The organism is Aminobacter sp. MSH1 (genome assembly GCF_003071665.1).
GTDB lineage: Bacteria > Pseudomonadota > Alphaproteobacteria > Rhizobiales > Rhizobiaceae > Aminobacter > Aminobacter niigataensis.
This window is the reverse complement of record NZ_CP026265.1, coordinates 1,970,014-1,988,894: the sequence shown is the minus strand read 5'-3', so window position 1 is coordinate 1,988,894 and position 18,881 is coordinate 1,970,014. Positions and strand designations below refer to the sequence as shown.

18 protein-coding genes and 1 pseudogene are annotated in these 18,881 nt (G+C 61.8%); 7 read left to right on the top strand and 12 right to left on the bottom strand.

Annotated elements, in window-relative coordinates:
- Positions 1–289 precede the first annotated feature (289 nt).
- On the bottom strand, positions 290–1,357 hold the full coding sequence (locus CO731_RS09945; protein WP_108606954.1) for a hypothetical protein: 1,068 nt from the start codon (positions 1,355–1,357) through the stop codon (positions 290–292).
- A gap of 47 nt (positions 1,358–1,404) precedes the next feature.
- On the bottom strand, positions 1,405–2,400 hold the full coding sequence (locus tag CO731_RS09940; RefSeq protein ID WP_108609732.1) for a LacI family DNA-binding transcriptional regulator: 996 nt from the start codon (positions 2,398–2,400) through the stop codon (positions 1,405–1,407).
- Between the two features lie 244 nt (positions 2,401–2,644).
- On the opposite strand from CO731_RS09940, the gene CO731_RS09935 reads away from it, so the two are divergent.
- The 5 genes from CO731_RS09935 to CO731_RS09915 are packed head-to-tail and all read left to right on the top strand — an operon-like array spanning position 2,645 to position 7,151.
- Positions 2,645–3,724 (top strand): fatty acid desaturase family protein, encoded by a 1,080-nt coding sequence (locus CO731_RS09935; protein WP_245439710.1) that lies wholly within the window; start codon positions 2,645–2,647, stop codon positions 3,722–3,724.
- Positions 3,725–3,741: 17 nt separating this feature from the next.
- On the top strand, positions 3,742–4,059 hold the full coding sequence (locus CO731_RS09930) for a MocE family 2Fe-2S type ferredoxin (protein WP_108606953.1): 318 nt from the start codon (positions 3,742–3,744) through the stop codon (positions 4,057–4,059).
- A gap of 38 nt (positions 4,060–4,097) precedes the next feature.
- A complete protein-coding gene (locus tag CO731_RS09925) occupies positions 4,098–4,907 on the top strand; it encodes a 3-methyl-2-oxobutanoate hydroxymethyltransferase (protein WP_108609730.1) in 810 nt (269 codons plus the stop codon).
- A 40-nt stretch (positions 4,908–4,947) separates the two neighbouring features.
- Positions 4,948–6,024, top strand: coding sequence for a Gfo/Idh/MocA family oxidoreductase (locus tag CO731_RS09920; protein WP_108606952.1), 1,077 nt, complete (start codon positions 4,948–4,950; stop codon positions 6,022–6,024).
- Positions 6,021–7,151 (top strand): Gfo/Idh/MocA family oxidoreductase, encoded by a 1,131-nt coding sequence (locus tag CO731_RS09915; protein WP_108606951.1) that lies wholly within the window; start codon positions 6,021–6,023, stop codon positions 7,149–7,151. Before CO731_RS09920 ends, CO731_RS09915 begins: the two co-directional genes overlap by 4 nt.
- 59 nt (positions 7,152–7,210) lie before the next feature.
- Here CO731_RS09915 and CO731_RS09910 read toward each other — a convergent pair whose 3' ends face one another.
- From CO731_RS09910 to CO731_RS09865, 10 genes and pseudogenes are all read right to left on the bottom strand, one after another.
- Complete coding sequence (locus CO731_RS09910; protein WP_343207448.1) at positions 7,211–8,158, bottom strand: D-2-hydroxyacid dehydrogenase family protein; 948 nt, start codon at positions 8,156–8,158, stop codon at positions 7,211–7,213.
- 36 nt (positions 8,159–8,194) lie between these two features.
- On the bottom strand, positions 8,195–8,614 hold the full coding sequence (locus CO731_RS09905; protein WP_108606949.1) for a RidA family protein: 420 nt from the start codon (positions 8,612–8,614) through the stop codon (positions 8,195–8,197).
- 106 nt (positions 8,615–8,720) lie between these two features.
- Positions 8,721–9,104 (bottom strand): annotated as a pseudogene (locus tag CO731_RS09900) (carboxymuconolactone decarboxylase family protein).
- 60 nt (positions 9,105–9,164) lie between these two features.
- On the bottom strand, positions 9,165–9,824 hold the full coding sequence (locus CO731_RS09895; protein WP_108606948.1) for a TetR family transcriptional regulator C-terminal domain-containing protein: 660 nt from the start codon (positions 9,822–9,824) through the stop codon (positions 9,165–9,167).
- 3 nt (positions 9,825–9,827) lie between these two features.
- Positions 9,828–10,790 (bottom strand): PDR/VanB family oxidoreductase, encoded by a 963-nt coding sequence (locus tag CO731_RS09890; protein WP_108606947.1) that lies wholly within the window; start codon positions 10,788–10,790, stop codon positions 9,828–9,830.
- Positions 10,791–10,827: 37 nt separating this feature from the next.
- Positions 10,828–11,862: an ABC transporter substrate-binding protein gene (locus CO731_RS09885; RefSeq protein ID WP_245439708.1), complete on the bottom strand. Its 1,035-nt coding sequence runs from the start codon at positions 11,860–11,862 to the stop codon at positions 10,828–10,830.
- A gap of 39 nt (positions 11,863–11,901) precedes the next feature.
- Positions 11,902–13,260 carry an FAD-binding oxidoreductase gene (locus tag CO731_RS09880; protein ID WP_108606945.1) on the bottom strand — a complete coding sequence of 453 codons (1,359 nt, stop codon included), beginning with the start codon at positions 13,258–13,260 and terminating at the stop codon, positions 11,902–11,904.
- Positions 13,261–13,275: 15 nt separating this feature from the next.
- A complete protein-coding gene (locus CO731_RS09875; RefSeq protein ID WP_245439706.1) occupies positions 13,276–14,070 on the bottom strand; it encodes an ABC transporter permease in 795 nt (264 codons plus the stop codon).
- A 31-nt stretch (positions 14,071–14,101) separates the two neighbouring features.
- Positions 14,102–14,890, bottom strand: coding sequence for an ABC transporter ATP-binding protein (locus CO731_RS09870; RefSeq protein WP_245439705.1), 789 nt, complete (start codon positions 14,888–14,890; stop codon positions 14,102–14,104).
- 23 nt (positions 14,891–14,913) lie between these two features.
- Positions 14,914–15,714 carry a creatininase family protein gene (locus CO731_RS09865; RefSeq protein ID WP_108606943.1) on the bottom strand — a complete coding sequence of 267 codons (801 nt, stop codon included), beginning with the start codon at positions 15,712–15,714 and terminating at the stop codon, positions 14,914–14,916.
- 447 nt (positions 15,715–16,161) lie between these two features.
- Here CO731_RS09865 and CO731_RS09860 point away from each other — a divergent pair, with 447 nt between their 5' ends.
- Both CO731_RS09860 and CO731_RS09855 read left to right on the top strand, forming a co-directional pair.
- Positions 16,162–17,160, top strand: a complete 999-nt coding sequence (locus CO731_RS09860; RefSeq protein WP_159091615.1) for a LysR family transcriptional regulator — start codon at positions 16,162–16,164, stop codon at positions 17,158–17,160.
- Positions 17,161–17,701: 541 nt separating this feature from the next.
- Complete coding sequence (locus tag CO731_RS09855) at positions 17,702–18,730, top strand: ABC transporter substrate-binding protein (protein ID WP_245439703.1); 1,029 nt, start codon at positions 17,702–17,704, stop codon at positions 18,728–18,730.
- Positions 18,731–18,881: the final 151 nt, after the last annotated feature.

Sequence of the window (18,881 nt, the reverse complement as noted above, 5' to 3'; positions counted from 1 at the left end):
CGCCCGGCAACCGGACGCGCGCGCTATCGTCGATGGATTGGCCCTCCAGCCACCGTGCAATTCCTCCCGCACGGTGAATGCTCAAAATGATGCTTTTTCAGGATCATTTTGATGCTCGAAAAGTGGCGTAACGGCAGATACGAGTCAAGCGCGAATCCCGCCAGACCAGCGAATTGGCGACCCAGCTTGGGAAACTTGGGATGCGGCCAGGGGAAGCGGCGCACAGATACGCAGACACGCCTCATTTTGAGGCATGATCATCGCCGAATAGATGCACGAGACGCCGCAGTCAGCCAGTGAAGAAGCCGCCATCGAACGGCAGCGCCAGGCGCTCGCCGCTGCGATCGACAATGGTCAGCTCATCGCCCGACATCTCGATGTCGGTGACTTCGCTCCAGCCGACCGGCGCCGGAACTGCACCAAAGGCGTAGCGAACGACCTTCCGCCCGTCGCCAAGCTCGATGTCGGTCGCAACGCCGCCGGGCCTGTCCTCGCCGGGCTGGAGATGGATGCCGGTCGCCGCTTCCTCGATACCGAGCACGGCGATGTGGCGGCTGTTCCAGGGCGCATAGCGGCGCCCGCCATTGCTCATCCACAGCACCGTCTGCGGCAACACGCTGGCATCCTTCAGCGCAAAGAACAGGAACCCGTCCTCGGCGGCCAGCGCCGCCGACCAGCCGATGCGGCGTCCCGGCTGCTCCGACAGCACCACGATGTCCTCGTGCCCATGGTCGAACGGATAGCGGCCGAGATCCGCCATCGCCCCATCGTCGCGACGGACGGCGGAGAGATCAGTGAAGGATTGCGGATAGGAAAGGATCGAGCGCCCCCGCGCCGGGTCCGTCTCGGGTGGAGCGGCCATGGTCCGTCCGCCGGACTTGGGCGAAAAGCTCAGCCGCGCGCTGCCAGGCACCCGGATCATGGCATGATGCGCTATCGGCAGCCTGCCTGTCCCGCCCTCGAAGACATGGGTCTGGTAGACCACCGGCTCGCCGGGCCGCAGGGCAATCGCCTTTTCAAGCCGCGCGCCCGAAACTTGCTGCTCGAGCCTGTAGACCGCGCTGACGCCACCGCCGGCCGTGGCCGATTGTTCGCCGCCTTCCCAGTCGCCATTGGCCGACCAGCCATGGATCGGCACGCCGGGCTCGCTTCGCGCGAACGGCGCACAGAAGAAATCGCCGGCCAGCCGCTGCTCCACAGGAGCCACGCCGTCGGGCAGCGTCTCGCCGCTGTCCAGCCACGGCGCGCGATGCAGCGGCCGGATCGTCTGGCCGCCAGATTCGATCGCCAGATCGTCGATCACCCCGCCCTCGCGGTTGAAGCGCAACGAGATGCCGTCGGCCGAGATCACATCCATCTGGAAAGTCCTATGGCCCTGAGATTACGCAATATCCGGCGACTTGCTCAGACCTCGCTCGGAATATTTTCCCGGAACACCGACTGGATTCGGATGGTCGTCGTCGGAATGTTCGGCTCGTCGCGCACCGTGCGCACCAGCCGGTCAATCGCCTCGCGCGCCTCGACCTGGGCATTCTGGTCTATCGCCGCGTCCATGACCCCACTCAGCAGATAGTGCCGGGTCTGGTCGGTCAGGTCGTGACCGATGAAGATCACCGACTTGTCACGCCCCGTTTCCGTCAGCGCCCGCGCCACGCCGTCCTGGCCGGCGCCGATGCAATAGATGGCAAGCAGATCGTCGTGCTCCTCGAGCAGCGCCCGCACCTCGTCATGCGCCCTGTCGGGGTCCTCGTGCACCTCGCGCACGGCAACCACGTCGAGCCTGGGGAAACTCTCCGACAGCACGTGGCGGAAGCCCATCTCACGCTCCTCGTGGCCGCGATAGGCAAGCGCGCCGGCAAGCAGCGCCACCTTGCCCGCGGCGCCCGGCAGGAAGCGGCCGATCAGATAGCCGGCCAGCCGGCCAGCCGCCCGGTTGTCGATGCCGACATAATTCATGCGCCCGACATGGCTGATGTCGGAAACCAGCGTCAGCACGGGGACGCCGGATGCAATCAGCCGCCGCACCGCCTCGCGCACCGACGGGCTGTCCAGCCCGATCAGCCCGACTCCCTGGCAGTTGGCCCGCAGGCCGCCGAGCGCGGCTGCCGTCTGCTCCGGGTCGACGCCGGCGACCCGATGGATGACGACATCGACATCGCCGCGCAGCTCCGCGCGCCGCTCGATCTGGCTGACCAGATCCGCCATGAAGGCGTTGCTGCCGCCGGGCAGCACGAAATCGAGGCAAACCGTGCCCGATGCCGACAGCGCCGGCTCGCCGGCCAGGTTGGCGGCAATCGCCAGCACATGCTTGCGGGTGTGATCCTGCACCCCGGCACGGTTGTTCATCACCCGGTCGACCGTCGCCTTCGAGACGCCGGCCAGCCGCGCGATTTCATCCATCTTCGGTCGCGAACTGGCCACGGAACCCCTCTCCGGCATTGCAACAGCCGCAAACTATGGCGGCCATTTCGGCCGGTCAACGTCAACCTGATATCAAAATGATGCTTTTTTAGTGGAAGCGCGGGTTTCCCACTGGTTCCAATCTGTATTTGCCGCGGCCAAGGCTTGACGCAGCGCAATTTCTGCCGATAGCATCAAAATGAAACATCATTATGATGCTTCTGATTTTGAAATGCTGCCGACCATGACACCGACACCCAGAGACTACAGCCTGATCGGCCGCGACGCGGCGCTCGCCGAGGCCAACGGCATCGCCGCCGCCGAATGGTATTCCTGCCCTATCCCGCGCAAGCAGTTGAAGGAGCTGATGAAGCGCAGCGACGGCCCCGCCTTGCGCGACACGGCCATCTGGGTAGTAGCGCTTGTCCTGTCCGCAGCCGGCGGCATCCATTTCTGGGGCAGCTGGTGGGCCGTCCCGTTCTTCCTGGTCTACGGCGTGCTCTACGGCTCGTCGAGCGACAGCCGCTGGCACGAAGCCGGCCACGGCACCGCCTTCAAGACGCGCTGGATGAACGACGTGCTCTATTACGTCGCCAGCTTCATGATCCTGCGCGAGCCGACGGTCTGGCGCTGGAGCCACACCCGCCATCACACCGACACCATCATCGTCGGCCGCGACCCCGAGATCGCCGTACCGCGCCCGCCCGATGTCGTCGCCTTGCTGCTCAACATCTTCGCCTTGAAGAGCAGCTTGATGACGCTGAAGTCGCTGTTCATCCACGCCGCTGGCCGCCTCAAGGCGGACGAGGCCACCTTCATTCCCGAAATGGAACGCTGGAAAGTCTATCTGGTGGCGCGCATCTATCTCGCGATCTTTGCCGCGGTCATTGTCGCCTGCGTCTGGATGGGCAGCATCCTGCCCGCCATGCTGGTCGGACTGCCCAGCCTGTACGGCGGCTTCATGACCATCTATTTCGGGCTGACCCAGCATGCCGGCCTCGCCGAGGACGTGCTTGACCACCGGCTCAACACCCGCACCATCTACATGAACCCGCTGTTCCGCTTCCTCTACTGGAACATGAACTACCATGTGGAGCACCACATGTTCCCAATGGTGCCCTATCACGCGCTGCCCAGGCTGCATGAGGCCATCAAGGACGATTGCCCCGAGCCTTACCCCAGCACCATCGCCGCCTATCGCGAGATCATCCCGACCATCCTGCGCCAGGTGCGCGAGCCCGCCTTCCACGTCATCAGGCGCCTGCCCGACGGCAAGACGCCGGTGCCCTACAACCACGGCGCCATCATCAATCCGGCCGAATAGGCCGTCGGAGACCCATCATGCCGGAACAGTGGATCAACGCCTGCGACACAGACGATATCGACCAGGACGACGTGATCCGCTTCGATCACGACGGTCGCACCTTTGCCCTCTACCGCACTGAGGACGATCGCTTTTTCGCCACCGACGGCCTGTGCACCCATGAGAAAGTGCATCTCTCCGGCGGGCTGGTGATGGGCAACATCATCGAATGCCCCAAGCACAATGGCCGCTTCGACTTCACCACGGGCAAGGCCAAGGGCGCCCCCGTCTGCGTCGACATCGCCACCTATCCGGTCAAGGTCGAGGACGGCCGCGTGCTGATCCAGATCACCTGACCTTTCAAGCAAGCCCGAACGCCAGCCAAGAGATGAAAATGCAGTCTTCCCAGCCCACCGTCGCCGACCTGCTCGCGCTCAAGGGCAAGCGCCAGCTCACCAAGCTCAGGGTCGAATCGCTCGACGAGGCAGCGGCCGCCAATGCCGGCGGCATCGACATGCTGTCGGTGCCGCCGGAGGTGCTGTCGCTTGAAGGCTTCCGCGCCGTCTGCCCCACTCCCTTCGTCGTCGGCGGCCTCGAGCCCGGTGCCTACATCACCGAGGAGGACTATCTCCGCATCGCCTTCCGCTTGCTCAAGCTCGGCGCCAACGCCGTCTATTGCGGCGCCAGCCTGAAGATCATCCGCCGCCTGCGTGACGAGGGCATCCCCGTCGTCGGCCATGTCGGGCTGATCCCGTCGCGCCGCACCTGGACCGGCGGCTTCAAGGCTGTCGGCAAGACCGGTGATTCGGCGATAATGGTCTGGCAGCAGACAAAAGCGCTGGAAGAGGCCGGGGCCTTTGCCGCCGAGATCGAGGTCGTGCCGCCCGCGGTTGCCGAGGCGATCTCGAAACGCACCAGCCTGCTGATGATCTCGATGGGTGCGGGCGCCGGCTGCGACGCGCAATACCTGTTCGCCACTGACGTGCTCGGCGAGCACGACGGCCACTATCCCAGGCATTCCAAGGTCTATCGCGACTTTCATTCACAGTATCAGCGCCTGCAGCAGGAGCGCATCGCCGCTTTCCGCGAATATGCAGCCGATGTTTCGAGCGGCGCCTACCCCGCTGCCAGCCACCTTGTCCGCATGGACGCGGCAGAGCAGGATCGTTTCCTGGCCGAGATGGAAAAGACGCCGTTGGTCTAGGCAGATCGGGAAGGACCGCGGAACGACGAGGGAGGACAAAATGGCCAGATGGCGTGTTGCCGGCATCAATTTCGATCACATGCATATGGGCGACCTGCTGCGTGAGGTGCATCAGCATCCCGATGCCGAGATCGTCGGCATCTACGACAGGCAGCCCGAGCGCATGGCTGCCGCGATCGCCAACTTTTCCATCCCTGCGGACCGCGTTTTCACCGACCTGGACGCCTGCCTCGAGGCGACAAAGCCGGATCTCGCGATCATCTGTGCGGCAACGGCCGAGCACGCCGACCATGTCGAGCGCGTCGCCCGCCACAAGGTGCATGTGCTGGTCGAAAAGCCCTTCGCGTCATCGCTGGCCGATGCCGACCGCATGATCGCGGCGATGAAGCCGACCGGGCGCCAGATGGCGATCAACTGGCCGCTCGCCTGGTATCCCAGCCACAACACGGCGAAGCGCCTGATCGATGACGGCGCCATCGGCGAGGTCATCGAAGTCCATTATTACGACGGCAATCGCGGCCCGCTCTACCACCTCGCCGACAAGGTCGAGGTCACGCCGGAAGAAGTCGAGGCGGCCAAGCCGTCGTCCTGGTGGTACAAAAAGGCTTCCGGCGGCGGCAGCCTGCGCGACTATCTCGGCTATGGCGTGACGCTGGCCACCTGGTTCCGCAATGGCGACAAGCCGGTCGAGGTCACTTCGGTCGTGGATCAGGTGCCTGGCATCGAAGTCGACCAGCATTCCATCACCGTCTGCCGCTATGCCAGTGGCCTCTCCAGGTTCGAGACGCGCTGGGGCACTTTCACCGACCCATGGACGCTGCAGCCGCAGCCGAAATGCGGCTTCGTCATCGTCGGCAGGGACGGCACCATTTCCAGCTACGACTACGAGCCGCATGTCACAGTGCAGACCCGCACGCGGCCCGAGGCGCACCAGATCCCGGTCGACGTGCTCCCGGTCGGTCGTCGCGCACCGATAGAATATGTGCTGGATTGCCTGGCGAAGGATCAGCCGATCTCGGGCCCGCTCTCCCCGGCCCTGTCGCGCATCGGCCAGCAGATCACCGACAGTGCTGCCCTTTCGGCCGAACTCAAGCGCACCGTCGAGTTGCTGCCATGAGCGGGACACCAAGCGAAGACGCCTATGCGCTAAAGGCCGCCGAAACCAGGCTGGTCGCGGCCCCCGACCTCGCCTATCGCCCGCCCCGGCCGAGGACCTATGCGCCGCGTATCGCGCTCGTCGGCGCCGGCGGCATTTCCTTCGCCCATCTCGACGCCTATCGCAAAGCCGGTTTCGACGTAGCCGTCATCTGCAACCGCACGCTGGCCAAGGCCGCCGAACGTCGCGACGAGTTCTTTCCCGATGCGGCGATCACCGACGACCTTGCCGCAGTTCTCGTCCGCGACGACATCGAGGTCCTGGACATCACCACCCATCCGGCCGAGCGCGAGGGCATGATCGAGCGGGCGCTTCTCGCAGGCAAGCATGTGCTGTCGCAGAAACCCTATGTGCTCGACATCGACACCGGCGAACGCCTTGTCGACCTCGCGGAGCGACAGGGCGTGAAGCTCGCCGTCAACCAGAACGGCCGCTGGGCCCCTCATCTCGCCTGGATGCGCGAGGCGGTTCGCACCGGCCTGATCGGCGACCTCGTCTCCTGCCACGTCTCGATCCACTGGAACCACGGCTGGATCAAGGGCACGCCCTTTGAAGCGATCGACGATCTCGTGCTCTATGATTTCGGCGTGCATTGGTTCGACTTCCTGACGAGCCTGATCGGCGACCGCGCCACCTCTGTCTATGCGACCCGCGCCCGCGCCGCCGGACAGGAGGCACGGCCTCCGCTGCTTGCACAGGCGCTGGTCGAATTCGACGGTGGGCAGGCTTCTCTGGCCTTCGACGGGGCGACGCCCTTCGGCCCGCAGGACCGCACCTACATCGCCGGCACCAAGGGCAGCCTGACCAGCCTCGGCCCGGATCTCGGCCAGCAGGCGGTGGAATTGACGACCATGGCCGGTACGGCACGGCCTGGTCTCGAAGGCAGCTGGTTCAACGGCGGCTTTGCCGGCACGATGGGAGAGCTTTTGTCGGCCATCGAAGACGGCCGCGAGCCGCTCAACGGTGCCCGGGCCAATCTCCGGAGCCTTGGGCTGACATTCGCCGCGATCGCCTCGACGCACCGCGGCACACCGGTCGTGCCCGGCGCCGTTCGCAGCTTGGAGGAGGCGAAACGTTCTCCGGGCTGAGCCCGGACCAACGCCTCGTCCAAGGTTTCAATCGACCCGCAAGACCATCTGTCGCGTATTTAGACAGGCCCAGCCAACACACGAAGCGGCGCTCCACCCAGCCAGGCGCCGATATTCTCGAGCGCGTCCCCATAATAGACGCGGTAATTGTTTTCAGACACATAGCCAATATGAGGCGTCGTGATCAGCCGGTCTGAGCGACGGAGCGCGTGATCAGCCGGCAACGGCTCGGCATCGAACACATCGAGTGCCGCTCCCCCGATGGCCCCGGCATCGAGTGCAGCGACCAGTGCCTCGGTATCTATGAGACCACCACGCGAGGTATTGACCAGCAATGCTGTGGGTTTCATTTTTCGCAGCTCATTGGCGCCGATCATATGCCTTGTGGTCTCGGACAGGACCATATGCAGGCTGACGACATCGGCGGTTTCCAGCAGATGCCCCAGGGACGGGGCCAGGGTGACGCCGGCATCGAGACAACGGGCGTGGGTCAGGTTGGGACTCCAGGCCAATGCCTCCATCTGGAAGGCCTTCGCATAGCGCGCAATCACCTGCCCGATACGGCCGAGCCCGACGATGCCGATGGTCTTGCCTGTGAGATCGACCCCAACCGTACCTTGCCAATGACCATTGGTCCGTATCGCATGATGTTCCTGCGGAATGTGCCTGGCCAGCGCCAGAAGCAGACCCCAGGTGAGTTCGGGCGTCGGCGTGGAAATGCTGCGAGTGCCGCAAACCGTGATGCCCTGTCGCGCCGCGGCCGCCAAGTCGATTGCGGCATTGACCATGCCCGTCGTGACCAGCAACTTCAGCCGCGGCAGCTTCGACAAAAGGCCTGCATCGAAGCGCGTCCGCTCGCGCATCGCAACAATGATGTCGGCATCGGCGATCGTCGCCAGCGTATTCACGCTATCCATCGGAAGATGACTAAAAGTCAGCTCGACCTTGCCCTGAAGACTGTCCCAGTCAGCGCATTTTCTCGCTGCATCCTGATAATCGTCAAGCACGACGCAATTCAACATAGGACCACCCGGAATGAGCTATTAGTCATGCGTCATGCGGGCACGGGCCGCGACGACTTCGATCTCGACCTTGAATTCCTCGCGGGTAAATCCGCTGACGATCATCAGGGTCGATGCGGGTGCCGGGTCGGGAAAAAGCCGATCCCTCACCGACATGTACGGTTTCATGTAGGCCCTGTCGGTGACGAAGGCGTTGATCCGCACGACGTCCGCCAGGGACATTCCGCCTTCGGCGAGAATGACGCGGATGTTGTCGAAGCAGCGTTCTGCCTGCTCGGCGACATCAGGCGAGATTTCGCCATCGGACGATATCCCCAATTGCCCTGAACAGAAGATCAGTTCGCAATCGGCAGCCACCGCGACGCCATGGCTATAGGCCGCGAGCGGGGGCTGGATCGATTGAGGCAAAAGGTGCCTCAACGCGCTTTTGGTGTCATTCATCTCATGCCTCAAATCACTGGATGCGAAGCCGCATCTCCCTGTCTCTCGAACGAAGGGGACGTGCGAGCGACCTGTTTCGACTGCTGGTTTCAGGAAATCCCGCGGCTCAGTTGGCAGCCTGCTCGGCCATCACTTCCTGCGCCACGCGAAAGCACTCGAGCGCCCGTGGAACGCCGCAGTAGATGGCAACCACATGAATGGCCGCCCTGACCTGTTCCTTCGTCACGCCGTTCGCATTCATCGCGGCACGGCAGTGAATCTTCCACTCGTGCATCTGCCCAAGAGCACCGATCATTGCGAGGTTCATCAGGCTTCGGGTTGTTACGTCGATGGCGTCATCGCTCCAGCCGAAGCCCCATGCCCAGGCAGTCATCGCTTCCTGAAAGGGCCGCGTGAACTCATCGGCTTCGGTGAGGTTGGCAGCGACCTAATCTTCGCCGAGTGTCGCACATCGCTTCGCCACGCCGCGTTCGAACAGCTTGTTGTCCACGTTTTCTACCTTGATATGTTGATGGCGTTTGTTCGCATGGCGCAGCGCCGGCGATAAACGTCAGCCCTCAATTTTCACGCTGGCTGGATCCAGGCCGCAGCCACGGAGCACAAAAGTCGTCACCTCGGCAACGATGCGCTCGCGGTCCAGGGGTTGCCCATCCTTGACCCCCATGATCGCACGAACTTGCGATTCATAGTCGGCGTAATATTGCGTCAGCGCCCAAAGATGGAACATGAACAGGATCGGGTCGAGGGGCTGGATAAGCCCGGTGCTGATCCAGCGCTCGACGACGAGCGCAGCCTTGCGGCGTCGCGCCGTCCACTGTTTCCACAGCGGCGCCATGAATGTGCCGCCACTCAGGACGTCATTTGTCAGAAGCCGGGACTCCTGGGGAAAATCGAGCGCGAAGTCGAGCTTGCTGCGGATAAGCGCCGAGATCGCCTCGACGGGATCGGCGTGCTTGCCGGCAAGCGTGATGCCCTTGCCCCATCGCGTGATAGCCCGGCGCATCACCTCGGCATAAAGCGCTTCCTTGCTGTCGATGTAATAGTGGAGATGCTGCTTGGAGATGCCGGCGCGCTCGGCGATCCCCTGGGTCGACGCCCCCTTCGGCCCATGGAGCGAGAATTCCACGATGGCCGCATCATAGATTGCGTCGAGCACCTGCTTGCGCTTGGCAGCGGAATACGGCGTGCGTGGTGCATCAGCTGTTTTCATGGATCACAATTCGATGCGAAGAGTGGAGCTGAACGCACGGCTGCAGCACAGGGCAAGCTTGTTCTTACGCTCACGCGGGCTCAGGCAGAAGTCACGGTGATCGGGCTCGCCATCTGAATAGTTAGTCACGCAGGTACCACATACACCTTCCTCGCACGAGGTCGGAACATCAATACCGTGGACGCGCAAGACATCCAAGATGCTCTTGTCGGCAGGCACCACTAATTCTTTGCCGGATTGCGCAAGAATTACCGCAAATTGCCGGATCTCGCCTTCCGCCACGTCTTCTCTGTTGGCCGCGAAATGTTCGACATGCACTTGGTCGGAAGGCCAGTGTGCCGCATGCGACCGCACTGCCTTCATGAAGCCGTCCGGACCGCAGAGATAGAGATGTCGACCATCTGCAGTTCCACCCAGCAATTGGGCAAGGTCGATCTTCTCAGGCTCGTCGGCGGCGTCGAAATGCAGCCGCATGTGCGCCGCAAGTTCGGGACGCCCCAGGCGCTCGGCGAAAGGCAGAAAAGCCCGTCCACGCGCGAACAACGCAAGATCAAAGTCGATGCCCCTTGCAAGCAGGGTTTCCGCCATGGCCATCAGCGGCGTCATGCCGATGCCGCCGCCGACAAGCAGAACACGAGCCGAGCCCGGTTCCAACGCGAAATGATTGCGCGGGGTGCTGATCTCGAGCCGATCGCCAGCTTTGACGCTGTCATGCATCGCCGCTGAACCGCCTCTCCCGTTCGGTTCCCGTTTGACGGCGATCACATATCGCGCGGTCTCGGTCGGATCGTTGCAGAGCGAATATTGCCGAACGTACCCCCCCGGCGCATAGACGTCGACATGCGCTCCCGCATCGAATGCAGGCAGACGATGGCCGTCGGCTGCCCGCAGGTCGAAGCTGCGAATGTCTTGCGTCTCGTCGATGATCCCTTGGACCACGACCTGGAGCCGGGAAGGAGTTGTCATTCTGTCCTCGTACTAGGCACTTGCATGCTTGCAGGCGTTATTTGGTCTCAAGTTGCTTCCGCACCTCGAGCCCGACGCCCTTGTTGACGAACTGATCCGTGACGGCGGTCTTGAGGTCGATCTCGCCAGGCTTGTAGAGCCCGACTTCCACCATCTCGTCGTGAAAACCGGCAAGGCGCTTGAGATCGATGGCTCCGAGGCCCTTGTCTACGGCGTCGCCGGTATCGGCGAGGCCTCGCCGTTGGATTTCCGCGACCTCCGCCTCAAGCTTCTCTTCAGTCATCTCCGGATTGTCTTCGCGGATCAGGGCATAGGCTTGCTTGCGGTCGCCGTAGAGGTAGTTGTTCCATCCAATGATCGAGGCATCGACGAAGCGCTGCACCAGGTCCGGGTTGTCTTGGATGAGTTCACTGCGCGTCTCGATGATGTTCGAGTAGGCAGTCCAGCCGTAGTCGGCGAGCATGAATACGTCGGGCTTGAACGTGTCGACGTAAAGCGCTTCCGCGGTGGCATAGGCTTGCTGCACCGAATCCGGCTTGGTCAGGAACGGCGCCAGCGTGTAGTTATATGGCTTCACCTGGTCGTCGCTGAAGCCGAACTTCAGCTTTAGCCATGGCCACCAGGTGAACTGCGCCGGCTTGCCGATGAACACCATCGGAGCCGCCTTCATGTCGCCGAGAGCCTTGTACCGGCCAGGATGCGCCATCAGTGCCTGCGGGTCCTTCTGGAAGAAGGCTGCCACGATCGTGGTGGGTATCTTGGCCCGGTTGTTTTCCAACGCATTCTGAGGCGAAGGAGACAACAGGAAGTCGACCTTGCCGGCCGGCAACAGCGCACGTGTGTTGACCTGCGGCCCCCCCTGCACGATCTCGACGTCGAGGCCATACTTCTTGTAGGTGCCGTCGGCAATCGCCTGGTAGAATCCACCCTGACTGCCCTGAGCCTTCCAGTTGGTGGCGAAGCCGACCTTGTCTTGCGCATGGGCCGCCATGCCCGATCCGATCAGACCTCCAGCCAGAGCGGCTAGAGCCAAGCCCATACGCTTGAGTTTAGTTTCAATCATCCCATTCATGGTGTTTTCCTCCCAAGTAGCTGTAGCCGATTGTGACCGTCACTCCCGCCCGACGATCGTGGCCGACTTTCCTCTGTTCAAAAGATCCAGCGGATCGGCGACGCCCTTCATGGCTATCTGTTCCTGATCCGCGACCCGGCCACACTCCTCAAGCGTGAAGGCATGGGCATTGCGAACCAGGCAGCCGTCGGCGGCAAATTCCTGGGCCAGTTCCGCAAGCCGCTCCTGCGAGCTGTAACGGACGAGCGGCAAGCAAGAGACCCGCGGGGCGCCCCCTACCCTGGTGAATTCATGGTGCATCAGGACCTCGTCGCCGTAGCGTGCCATCTGGCGCGTCACGAGCTCCGGATCGAATGGCTGTGCCATCACAAATTGCAGGTAGGTCCAGCCTCTATCCTTCTTGAGCACTTGCAACGTCGTGTGATTGAACGCGCATTCGTGCATCGGAGGCAGTTCCGCATGCTCAAGTTCATCTTCGTCCATGGCGAGGGTGATTTCACCACCGAACGAAGCGGCGAGTTCACGAAACGCTTCAAGATGACTCCGATTGACGACTCCAAACATCGCATGGCGGGCCGCATCGAAATGGGACCCGAGCGACTCGTAATACGGAGCGAAACGCCCCTCCACCGCACTCAACTGGAAAACATCCAGATCTGGGGTGGCGTGGACGACGTTCCCGAACCGGAGCACATCCTCGTAGCTGGCAAACTGGGTAATGCAGTGTATCCAGTCTTCCGCAGCCACCAGCCCGAGTTCGAATTCCAGGAGGATGCCGTTTGTTCCCCATGCGTGGAGAATCGCATCCACCTCGTCGCCGGCGAGCGTGATGATACGTGGCTCCTCCTCGACCGTGAGGACTCGTACGGAGCGGACGAAGTGCGATTCCTGAATGATCCCGTGCCGTATCGACCCGATGCCGGCGAGGCCGCCGGCAATGAAGCCGCCGATCGTCGCGATGCGTTGCGTCGACGGAAACATCATGAGTTGTTGACCGTGTTGCTCCACAGCTTCCTGGATAACCGAGATGCGGCAACCGGCCTGGACGCGGACATAGCCGTCGCCAACCTCGATGATGCGGTCGAGCTTCGTCATGTCGATGACCGCGCCGCCGGCCAGCGGCACGCTCTGGCCGTAGTTGCCGGTGCCGCCGCCGCGCAGCGTGAGCGGTACCTGATGACGGGCCGCCGCAGCGGCGATCGCCACGATCTCTGCTTCATCGCGAGGCTGCAGCACGACGTCGGCGCGACAGTCCTTAAGACGGGCGTCCAGGATCGGTGAGTACCAATAGAAGTCACGAGATTTGAGCCTAAGCTGCTGCGGGTCCGTGGACTGGGTGATGCCAGGGAGATCGGCCTGCAGCGCCTTGAGGTCAAAGGATGCTTGGGTATGTATCATCAGAATTTCCCCGACCTAGCTTTCGCTCTTGATTTCGCTCTCGTGCCAGTAGCCGAGGAGCCGCTTCGACAGCCAGATGTTGATCATGAAGATCGCCATGCCGCACATCGAGACGAGCACCAGGGACGAGAACATGCGTGGAATCTCGTTTCGGAAGCTCGCTTCCAGAATGCGGGAGGCGAGGCCGGTATCGCGACCGGAGGCACCGGCAACGAACTCGGCAACGACCGCGCCGATCAGCGCCAGCCCGCCGGCAATCTTGAGACCCGCCATGAAGAAGGGCAGAGCCGAAGGGGCAAGCAGGTAGCGGAACGTCTGCCAGGGCGTGGCCCGGTAGAGCCGGAACAAGGCCTTGAGATTGTGATCCGCGCTGCGCAGGCCGATCACTGTGTTCGACAACATGGGAAAGAAGGCGACGATCCAGGCGCAGATCAGCAGCGCAGCAAAAGTGCTGTCCACGTAGATCATGATCAGCGGCGCGATGGCGATGATCGGCGTCACTTGCAGCATGATGGCGAAGGGAAAGAAGCTAAGTTCAATCAGCGGCGAAAGGGCGAAGACGGTGCCGATCAACGCTCCACTTAGGACGGCAAGAGCCAGAGCCATCAAAGTCAGCCTCAGCGTGAACCAAAGCGAGGACTCAAGAGAGGAGAAATTCTCCACCAGAGTCTGAAGAATGAGGGATGGCGCCGGCAGGATGTACGGTGGCACGGCCTGCTGCCACACGTAAAACTCCCAGGCCGCCAACCAGGCGAACATGGTTGCCAAGGGCAATGCGAGCCGCAAGAATCGCTCGCCGTTGCCGGTCACAGCCGCTTGCACGGCACGGGGCTTTTGGCTTTCAGTGGTCGACATCGTTTCCATCCAGCGTGCTCCTCAGCGCCTTGCTCACTTGCTTGCAGTTCTCGGCGTACTCTGCCGACATTCGGAATTCGTCGTCACGCGGATAGGGAGCCGAGATGGTGATATCGTCGACAACGCGACCGGGACGCGCCGCCATTACGATGATGCGATTGGACAGATAGACGGATTCCCACACGCTGTGCGTGACGAAGATCACCGTCAGATCGTGCTCCGACCAGAGCCTCAACACGTCGTTGTTGAGCTTGACGCGAGTCATCTCGTCGAGAGCCGCAAACGGCTCGTCCATGAGCAGGACGCGCGGCCGCGTCACCATCGCCCTGGCAATGGAGACGCGCATCTTCATGCCACCCGACAATTCACGCGGGTAAACGGCAGCGAAATTCGCCAAACCGACCTGCTCAAGGGCTTCCTCGACGAGCGGCTGCGCCGCTTTGCGACTGGTTCCGACAAGCCTCAAAGGCAGATAGACATTGTCGAACACCGTCGCCCAGGGCATCAGCGTCGGCTCCTGGAAAACGAAACCGATGTCATGCACGTGCTTGCTGGCGGCGCCTGACTCCTTGCTCCACTCGATCGAACCCGTCGATGGCGCAGTAAGTCCGGCGATCATGCGCAGGGCCGTGCTCTTGCCGCAGCCCGATGGCCCAAGAAAGCTGATGAACTGCCGCTGGCCGATATCCAATGACAGATCGCGCAAGGCGACGGTCCCGTTGGCGAAGCGCTTGTCGACGCCGCTGATACGGATCAGGCTGTCGGCTTTCGTCATGGTAGGTACAATCCCCATTGCGTTCACCACGCCGGCTCGTTGGTGAGCCATGTGAGGGGCGCCTCATGGATCTCCCGCAGCAGTTCGACGAATCGCTCAGCCACGAACTCAAGCCCCTGCTTGCCCTTGTCGGCAGTTGCTGCGGCAGCATCCCCGCAGGCCCCGCACGGATGCAGATCCTGAATCTGCCAGCCCAGCTTTGTCAGCGGACCGATGGACAAATGCGTATTCGTCTCGGCCAGGCGCTCATGCAGCCCGACGAACCGCTCCGCCTTGCTCATGTCGACGAGGTCCGGACGCAGCGCCAGCATCATCGATGTTTCCTTGTCTCCCGCGTGGATGCCGAACCTCGATTCGGCAGCGCTGAAGAGACCGGACGGCATGCCGAATGCATGAGTGGCGGTCGCCACCGTGAAAAGGCCATGGCGCACACGAAGATCACGCGCAACGATGTCCAGCACAGCGGTTTGCCCGCCATGGCTGTTCAGAAGCACCAGCTTGCGCACGCCCGAGGCCGCAACGCTTTCGCCGATATCCATCAGCACGCGAAGCAGCGTGTCGGCCGAGAGCGTCAGCGTGCCGGGGAAGCGGCTGTGCTCATTGCTCTTTCCAACGCGCTGACCGGGAAGAAAGACCACCGGCAGATCGTCCGGCAGCCGCTTGATAGTCTCCGCGACCACGCCCTCGCTGATGGTCGTATCCACGGAAACAGGCAGATGCGGGCCGTGCTGTTCGATTGCCGATACAGGCAGAACGGCGATCAGCTCGTCGCGTTTGAGTTTGGCGAAAGCGGCACTTGTATAGTCGGCCCAGTATCGCAGCATCGTGTCCTAACCTCCCAGGTTTCAGGCATCCTTACCATTTGTAAAAATACTTTGCGTTGGTTCAAACCTCGTGTCAAGCCACCTGCCATCACACTGAACAAGGATCTAACCGTCGCCTGATTTTCAACCCGTTTTTGCCCCCGGACCGCAGACAGCCATGCCCTGCATCACAGCCGGCAAAGTGGACGGGGTTTTCGGAATTCACCCATTTCACCCTGACCGCCCTCCAAACAGGCCCGGCGTGGTCCTCAACGCGCTGCCATGAAACGCCCAATTCGCGGTATTTGCGCTACGAAAGCAGTCAAATCACACCGTTTGACACGGCGCGCCTCCAAGGCGTACTTTCCACATGTAAAAATACTGTACGAAAGATCAGACGTCTGTTTCGAGAGCAACACGCATGCCGGCTGGCATGCCGTGGTACCCAACTTGGTGGAGGCAGGTGCATTGGAGCTTCGTCAGCTGGAATATTTCCTCGCTATTATCGAGGGCGGGTCTCTTTCTAAGGCGGCCACGGTGGTGGGCATAGCCCAACCAGCCCTAAGCAGGCGCATGCGCCAGTTGGAGGAGGAACTCAACGTTCAGTTGTTCTACCGCCATGGGCGCGGCATCCGGCTGACCAGCGAAGGAAAGCAGCTTCAGAGCGTCGTTTCTCCGATCATCCGCGATCTGGAGCAGGTTCGATCTGAGCTCAGGGAAAGTTCCGTCGTGCCTACCGGCAAGATCAGCTTCGGTGTGCCTCCGTCCATAAGTGCCGCCATCGGCGCGGAGATCGTTGCCAAGTTTTCGCGACGGTTTCCCCATGTGAAAGTACACCTGGTCGACGGGCTGTCCGGCTTCATCAATGAATGGCTGACCGCGGGGCGAATCGACATGGCCGTCATCAATCACGCCAGGCGCTCTCCGTACATGCGAATGGACTACCTGATGTCCGTCGATTTGTTTCTCTTCGGTCAGCGTGATGACATCGATGCAATTTCCCCCAATTCCGATGTCTTTCCGACCAGCGATCTGACCAAGCTTCCTCTTCTGCTGGTTGGCCGCCATCACGGCTTGAGACGTGAGTTGGACGGTGCCATGCGCAAGCTTGGCCTTGAGCTCAACGTCAAAGCGGAAGTCGATGCGTTGGTTGCGCTAAAAAACCTCGTACGCGGCGGCCATGGCTTCACCGTTCTTCCACACGGCCTGATCCTGCCGGAGGTGGGCAACCGCGATTTCGGCTTCCGCCGCCTCGTCGAACCTGGGTTGCGCCAAGACTTCATGATTGCGTTCTCGCTTCAGACACAAACCACACGCGCCATGCGGGAACTGGCCAAACTGGTTCGTACTGAAGTCAGCCTGGCCTTGAATGACGGCCGGTTGGTAGGTCACGTCGAGCAACGCACGACGGCCAGGATTGGCGATTGCGCCGAAAGGCTCCAGGCCGCCCTGTCAGGCGTTCTCTGATCAGGACTGCATTCGCATAACCAGCAGGCATCACCGGGCGCACGGCGGCCCAGCATTGCGTTCGCGTCCAAGCATGCAGCCATCCCCTCGCGGCACGAGCCGACAGGTCCGCGGCGCCACGGATAAATCCGCTTCGCGTGTCACGATCTTCCCTTTCTGGCCGTCTGTGCAACAGCCCATGGAGGACGGCCCGACACGACCGGCGATCGCCTGTCTTTGTTTCTGAAGGTAGCGCCGTCGGGCCATGCGACTTAGCCAGCTATACCCAACCAGCATATCTTCTGTTCCCCGCAGGCGCATGGAACCCACTGGGTATCTGCAGCACAGTGGTCCCGACAACAAAAGAATGCACCGCGCATTTGAGGGTCGGCGCGACCAGCCGCGACACATCGCAACCCGACCTCGCGCCGCACAAAGGCAGGCCCGTCACGACCTCGACGGGACCCCCGATCGGGCAAACCACCAACAGGAGTAGATCAAAAAGAACGTCAGGCGGGGCCTACGTGACCGTTATCTGCAAGCAACTCTGGGAGGAGAAAAAATGAACGGAATGATAGCAACGAGCCTAAAGCGATTGAGCTGTGCGATGTCGCTGGTGGTTGGTCTGGTTGGGTCGGTCGTGACAGTCCAGGCGCAAGACAAGGTCGCATTCGCGACCAATTGGAAGGCTCAAGGCAGCCATGGCGGCTTCTACCAGGCGGTCGCCGACGGCACTTACAAGAAGTTTGGCCTCGACGTCGAGATCGTCCAGGGCGGGCCGCAGATCAACACCCGCGCTCTGCTGTCCGCAGCAAAAGTCGACTTCCTTTTGTCGGTGCCACAGAATGTTCTGGAGAATTACCGAGCGAACATACCGACGGTCATGGTGGCGGCCCTGCTCCAGAAAGACCCGATAGCGGTGATGGCGCATCCGGGAAAATTCAAGGACATCGCCGATATGCGTCGCGCGCAAACAATCTATGTCGCGCGCCCTGCCCAATTCAGTTGGTGGCCCTGGGCAAAACGTGCGTTTGATCTCAGCGATGATCAGGTGAAGGCATACAACTACACCATGGCGCCGTTCCTCGCCAATCCAGAGTCAGTTCAACAGGCCTACGCCACGTCGGAACCGCTCTACATCGACGCGTTCAAACCGGACGTGTTCCTGCTCGCAGATTATGGCTGGTCGGCCTACTCCAGCGTCATTGAAACGCGCACCGAACTGGTCGACGACAACCCGGACCTGGTCAGCCGTTTCATCGACGCGACCATGATCGGCTACAGCAATTTCCTCTATGGCGACCGCACTCCAGCCTACGACCTGATTCGAAAAGACAATCCCGAAATGACGGTTGAAAAGCTGGACGCCGAGGTCAACGAGATCCTCCGCCTAGGCCTCATCGACGGGGGCGACGCTGTGGAACGTGGTATCGGCGCTGTCGATCTCAAGCGTTTCTCCAAGTTCTATGACGACATGGTGGAAGTCGGGCTCTACAAGCCCGGCGAGATTGACCTCGCCAAGGTCGTCACCGACAAGTTCGTAAACAAGGCTGTCGGCGTCGACATCCGCAAGCGGGCTCAAGGCAACTAGCAGAAGCGGCTCGGGCCATCGCGCGAGCCACACCGACATGCCAGGCAACTTTCGGCAATAAGCCGAAAGTTGCCGTTGGCTTGGCGGGTCACTATGGCCGCTCAGGCAAACTCAAATCGCCGATCCAAAGGTGCCGCCAGCGGCCACCGAC

What these genes read in the sequence shown, in the direction of transcription:
- CO731_RS09920 (WP_108606952.1), top strand. Translation starts at nt 4,948, where the DNA reads ATGGCCAGATGGCGTGTTGCCGGCATCAATTTCGATCACATGCATATG.
- CO731_RS09895 (WP_108606948.1), bottom strand. Translation starts at nt 9,824, where the DNA reads ATGAAAACAGCTGATGCACCACGCACGCCGTATTCCGCTGCCAAGCGC.
- CO731_RS09915 (WP_108606951.1), top strand. Translation starts at nt 6,021, where the DNA reads ATGAGCGGGACACCAAGCGAAGACGCCTATGCGCTAAAGGCCGCCGAA.
- CO731_RS09870 (WP_245439705.1), bottom strand. Translation starts at nt 14,890, where the DNA reads ATGACGAAAGCCGACAGCCTGATCCGTATCAGCGGCGTCGACAAGCGC.
- CO731_RS09855 (WP_245439703.1), top strand. Translation starts at nt 17,702, where the DNA reads ATGAACGGAATGATAGCAACGAGCCTAAAGCGATTGAGCTGTGCGATG.
- CO731_RS09865 (WP_108606943.1), bottom strand. Translation starts at nt 15,714, where the DNA reads ATGCTGCGATACTGGGCCGACTATACAAGTGCCGCTTTCGCCAAACTC.
- CO731_RS09940 (WP_108609732.1), bottom strand. Translation starts at nt 2,400, where the DNA reads ATGGATGAAATCGCGCGGCTGGCCGGCGTCTCGAAGGCGACGGTCGAC.
- CO731_RS09925 (WP_108609730.1), top strand. Translation starts at nt 4,098, where the DNA reads ATGCAGTCTTCCCAGCCCACCGTCGCCGACCTGCTCGCGCTCAAGGGC.
- CO731_RS09905 (WP_108606949.1), bottom strand. Translation starts at nt 8,614, where the DNA reads ATGAATGACACCAAAAGCGCGTTGAGGCACCTTTTGCCTCAATCGATC.
- CO731_RS09930 (WP_108606953.1), top strand. Translation starts at nt 3,742, where the DNA reads ATGCCGGAACAGTGGATCAACGCCTGCGACACAGACGATATCGACCAG.
- CO731_RS09890 (WP_108606947.1), bottom strand. Translation starts at nt 10,790, where the DNA reads ATGACAACTCCTTCCCGGCTCCAGGTCGTGGTCCAAGGGATCATCGAC.
- CO731_RS09880 (WP_108606945.1), bottom strand. Translation starts at nt 13,260, where the DNA reads ATGATACATACCCAAGCATCCTTTGACCTCAAGGCGCTGCAGGCCGAT.
- CO731_RS09885 (WP_245439708.1), bottom strand. Translation starts at nt 11,862, where the DNA reads ATGAATGGGATGATTGAAACTAAACTCAAGCGTATGGGCTTGGCTCTA.
- CO731_RS09935 (WP_245439710.1), top strand. Translation starts at nt 2,645, where the DNA reads ATGACACCGACACCCAGAGACTACAGCCTGATCGGCCGCGACGCGGCG.
- CO731_RS09945 (WP_108606954.1), bottom strand. Translation starts at nt 1,357, where the DNA reads ATGGATGTGATCTCGGCCGACGGCATCTCGTTGCGCTTCAACCGCGAG.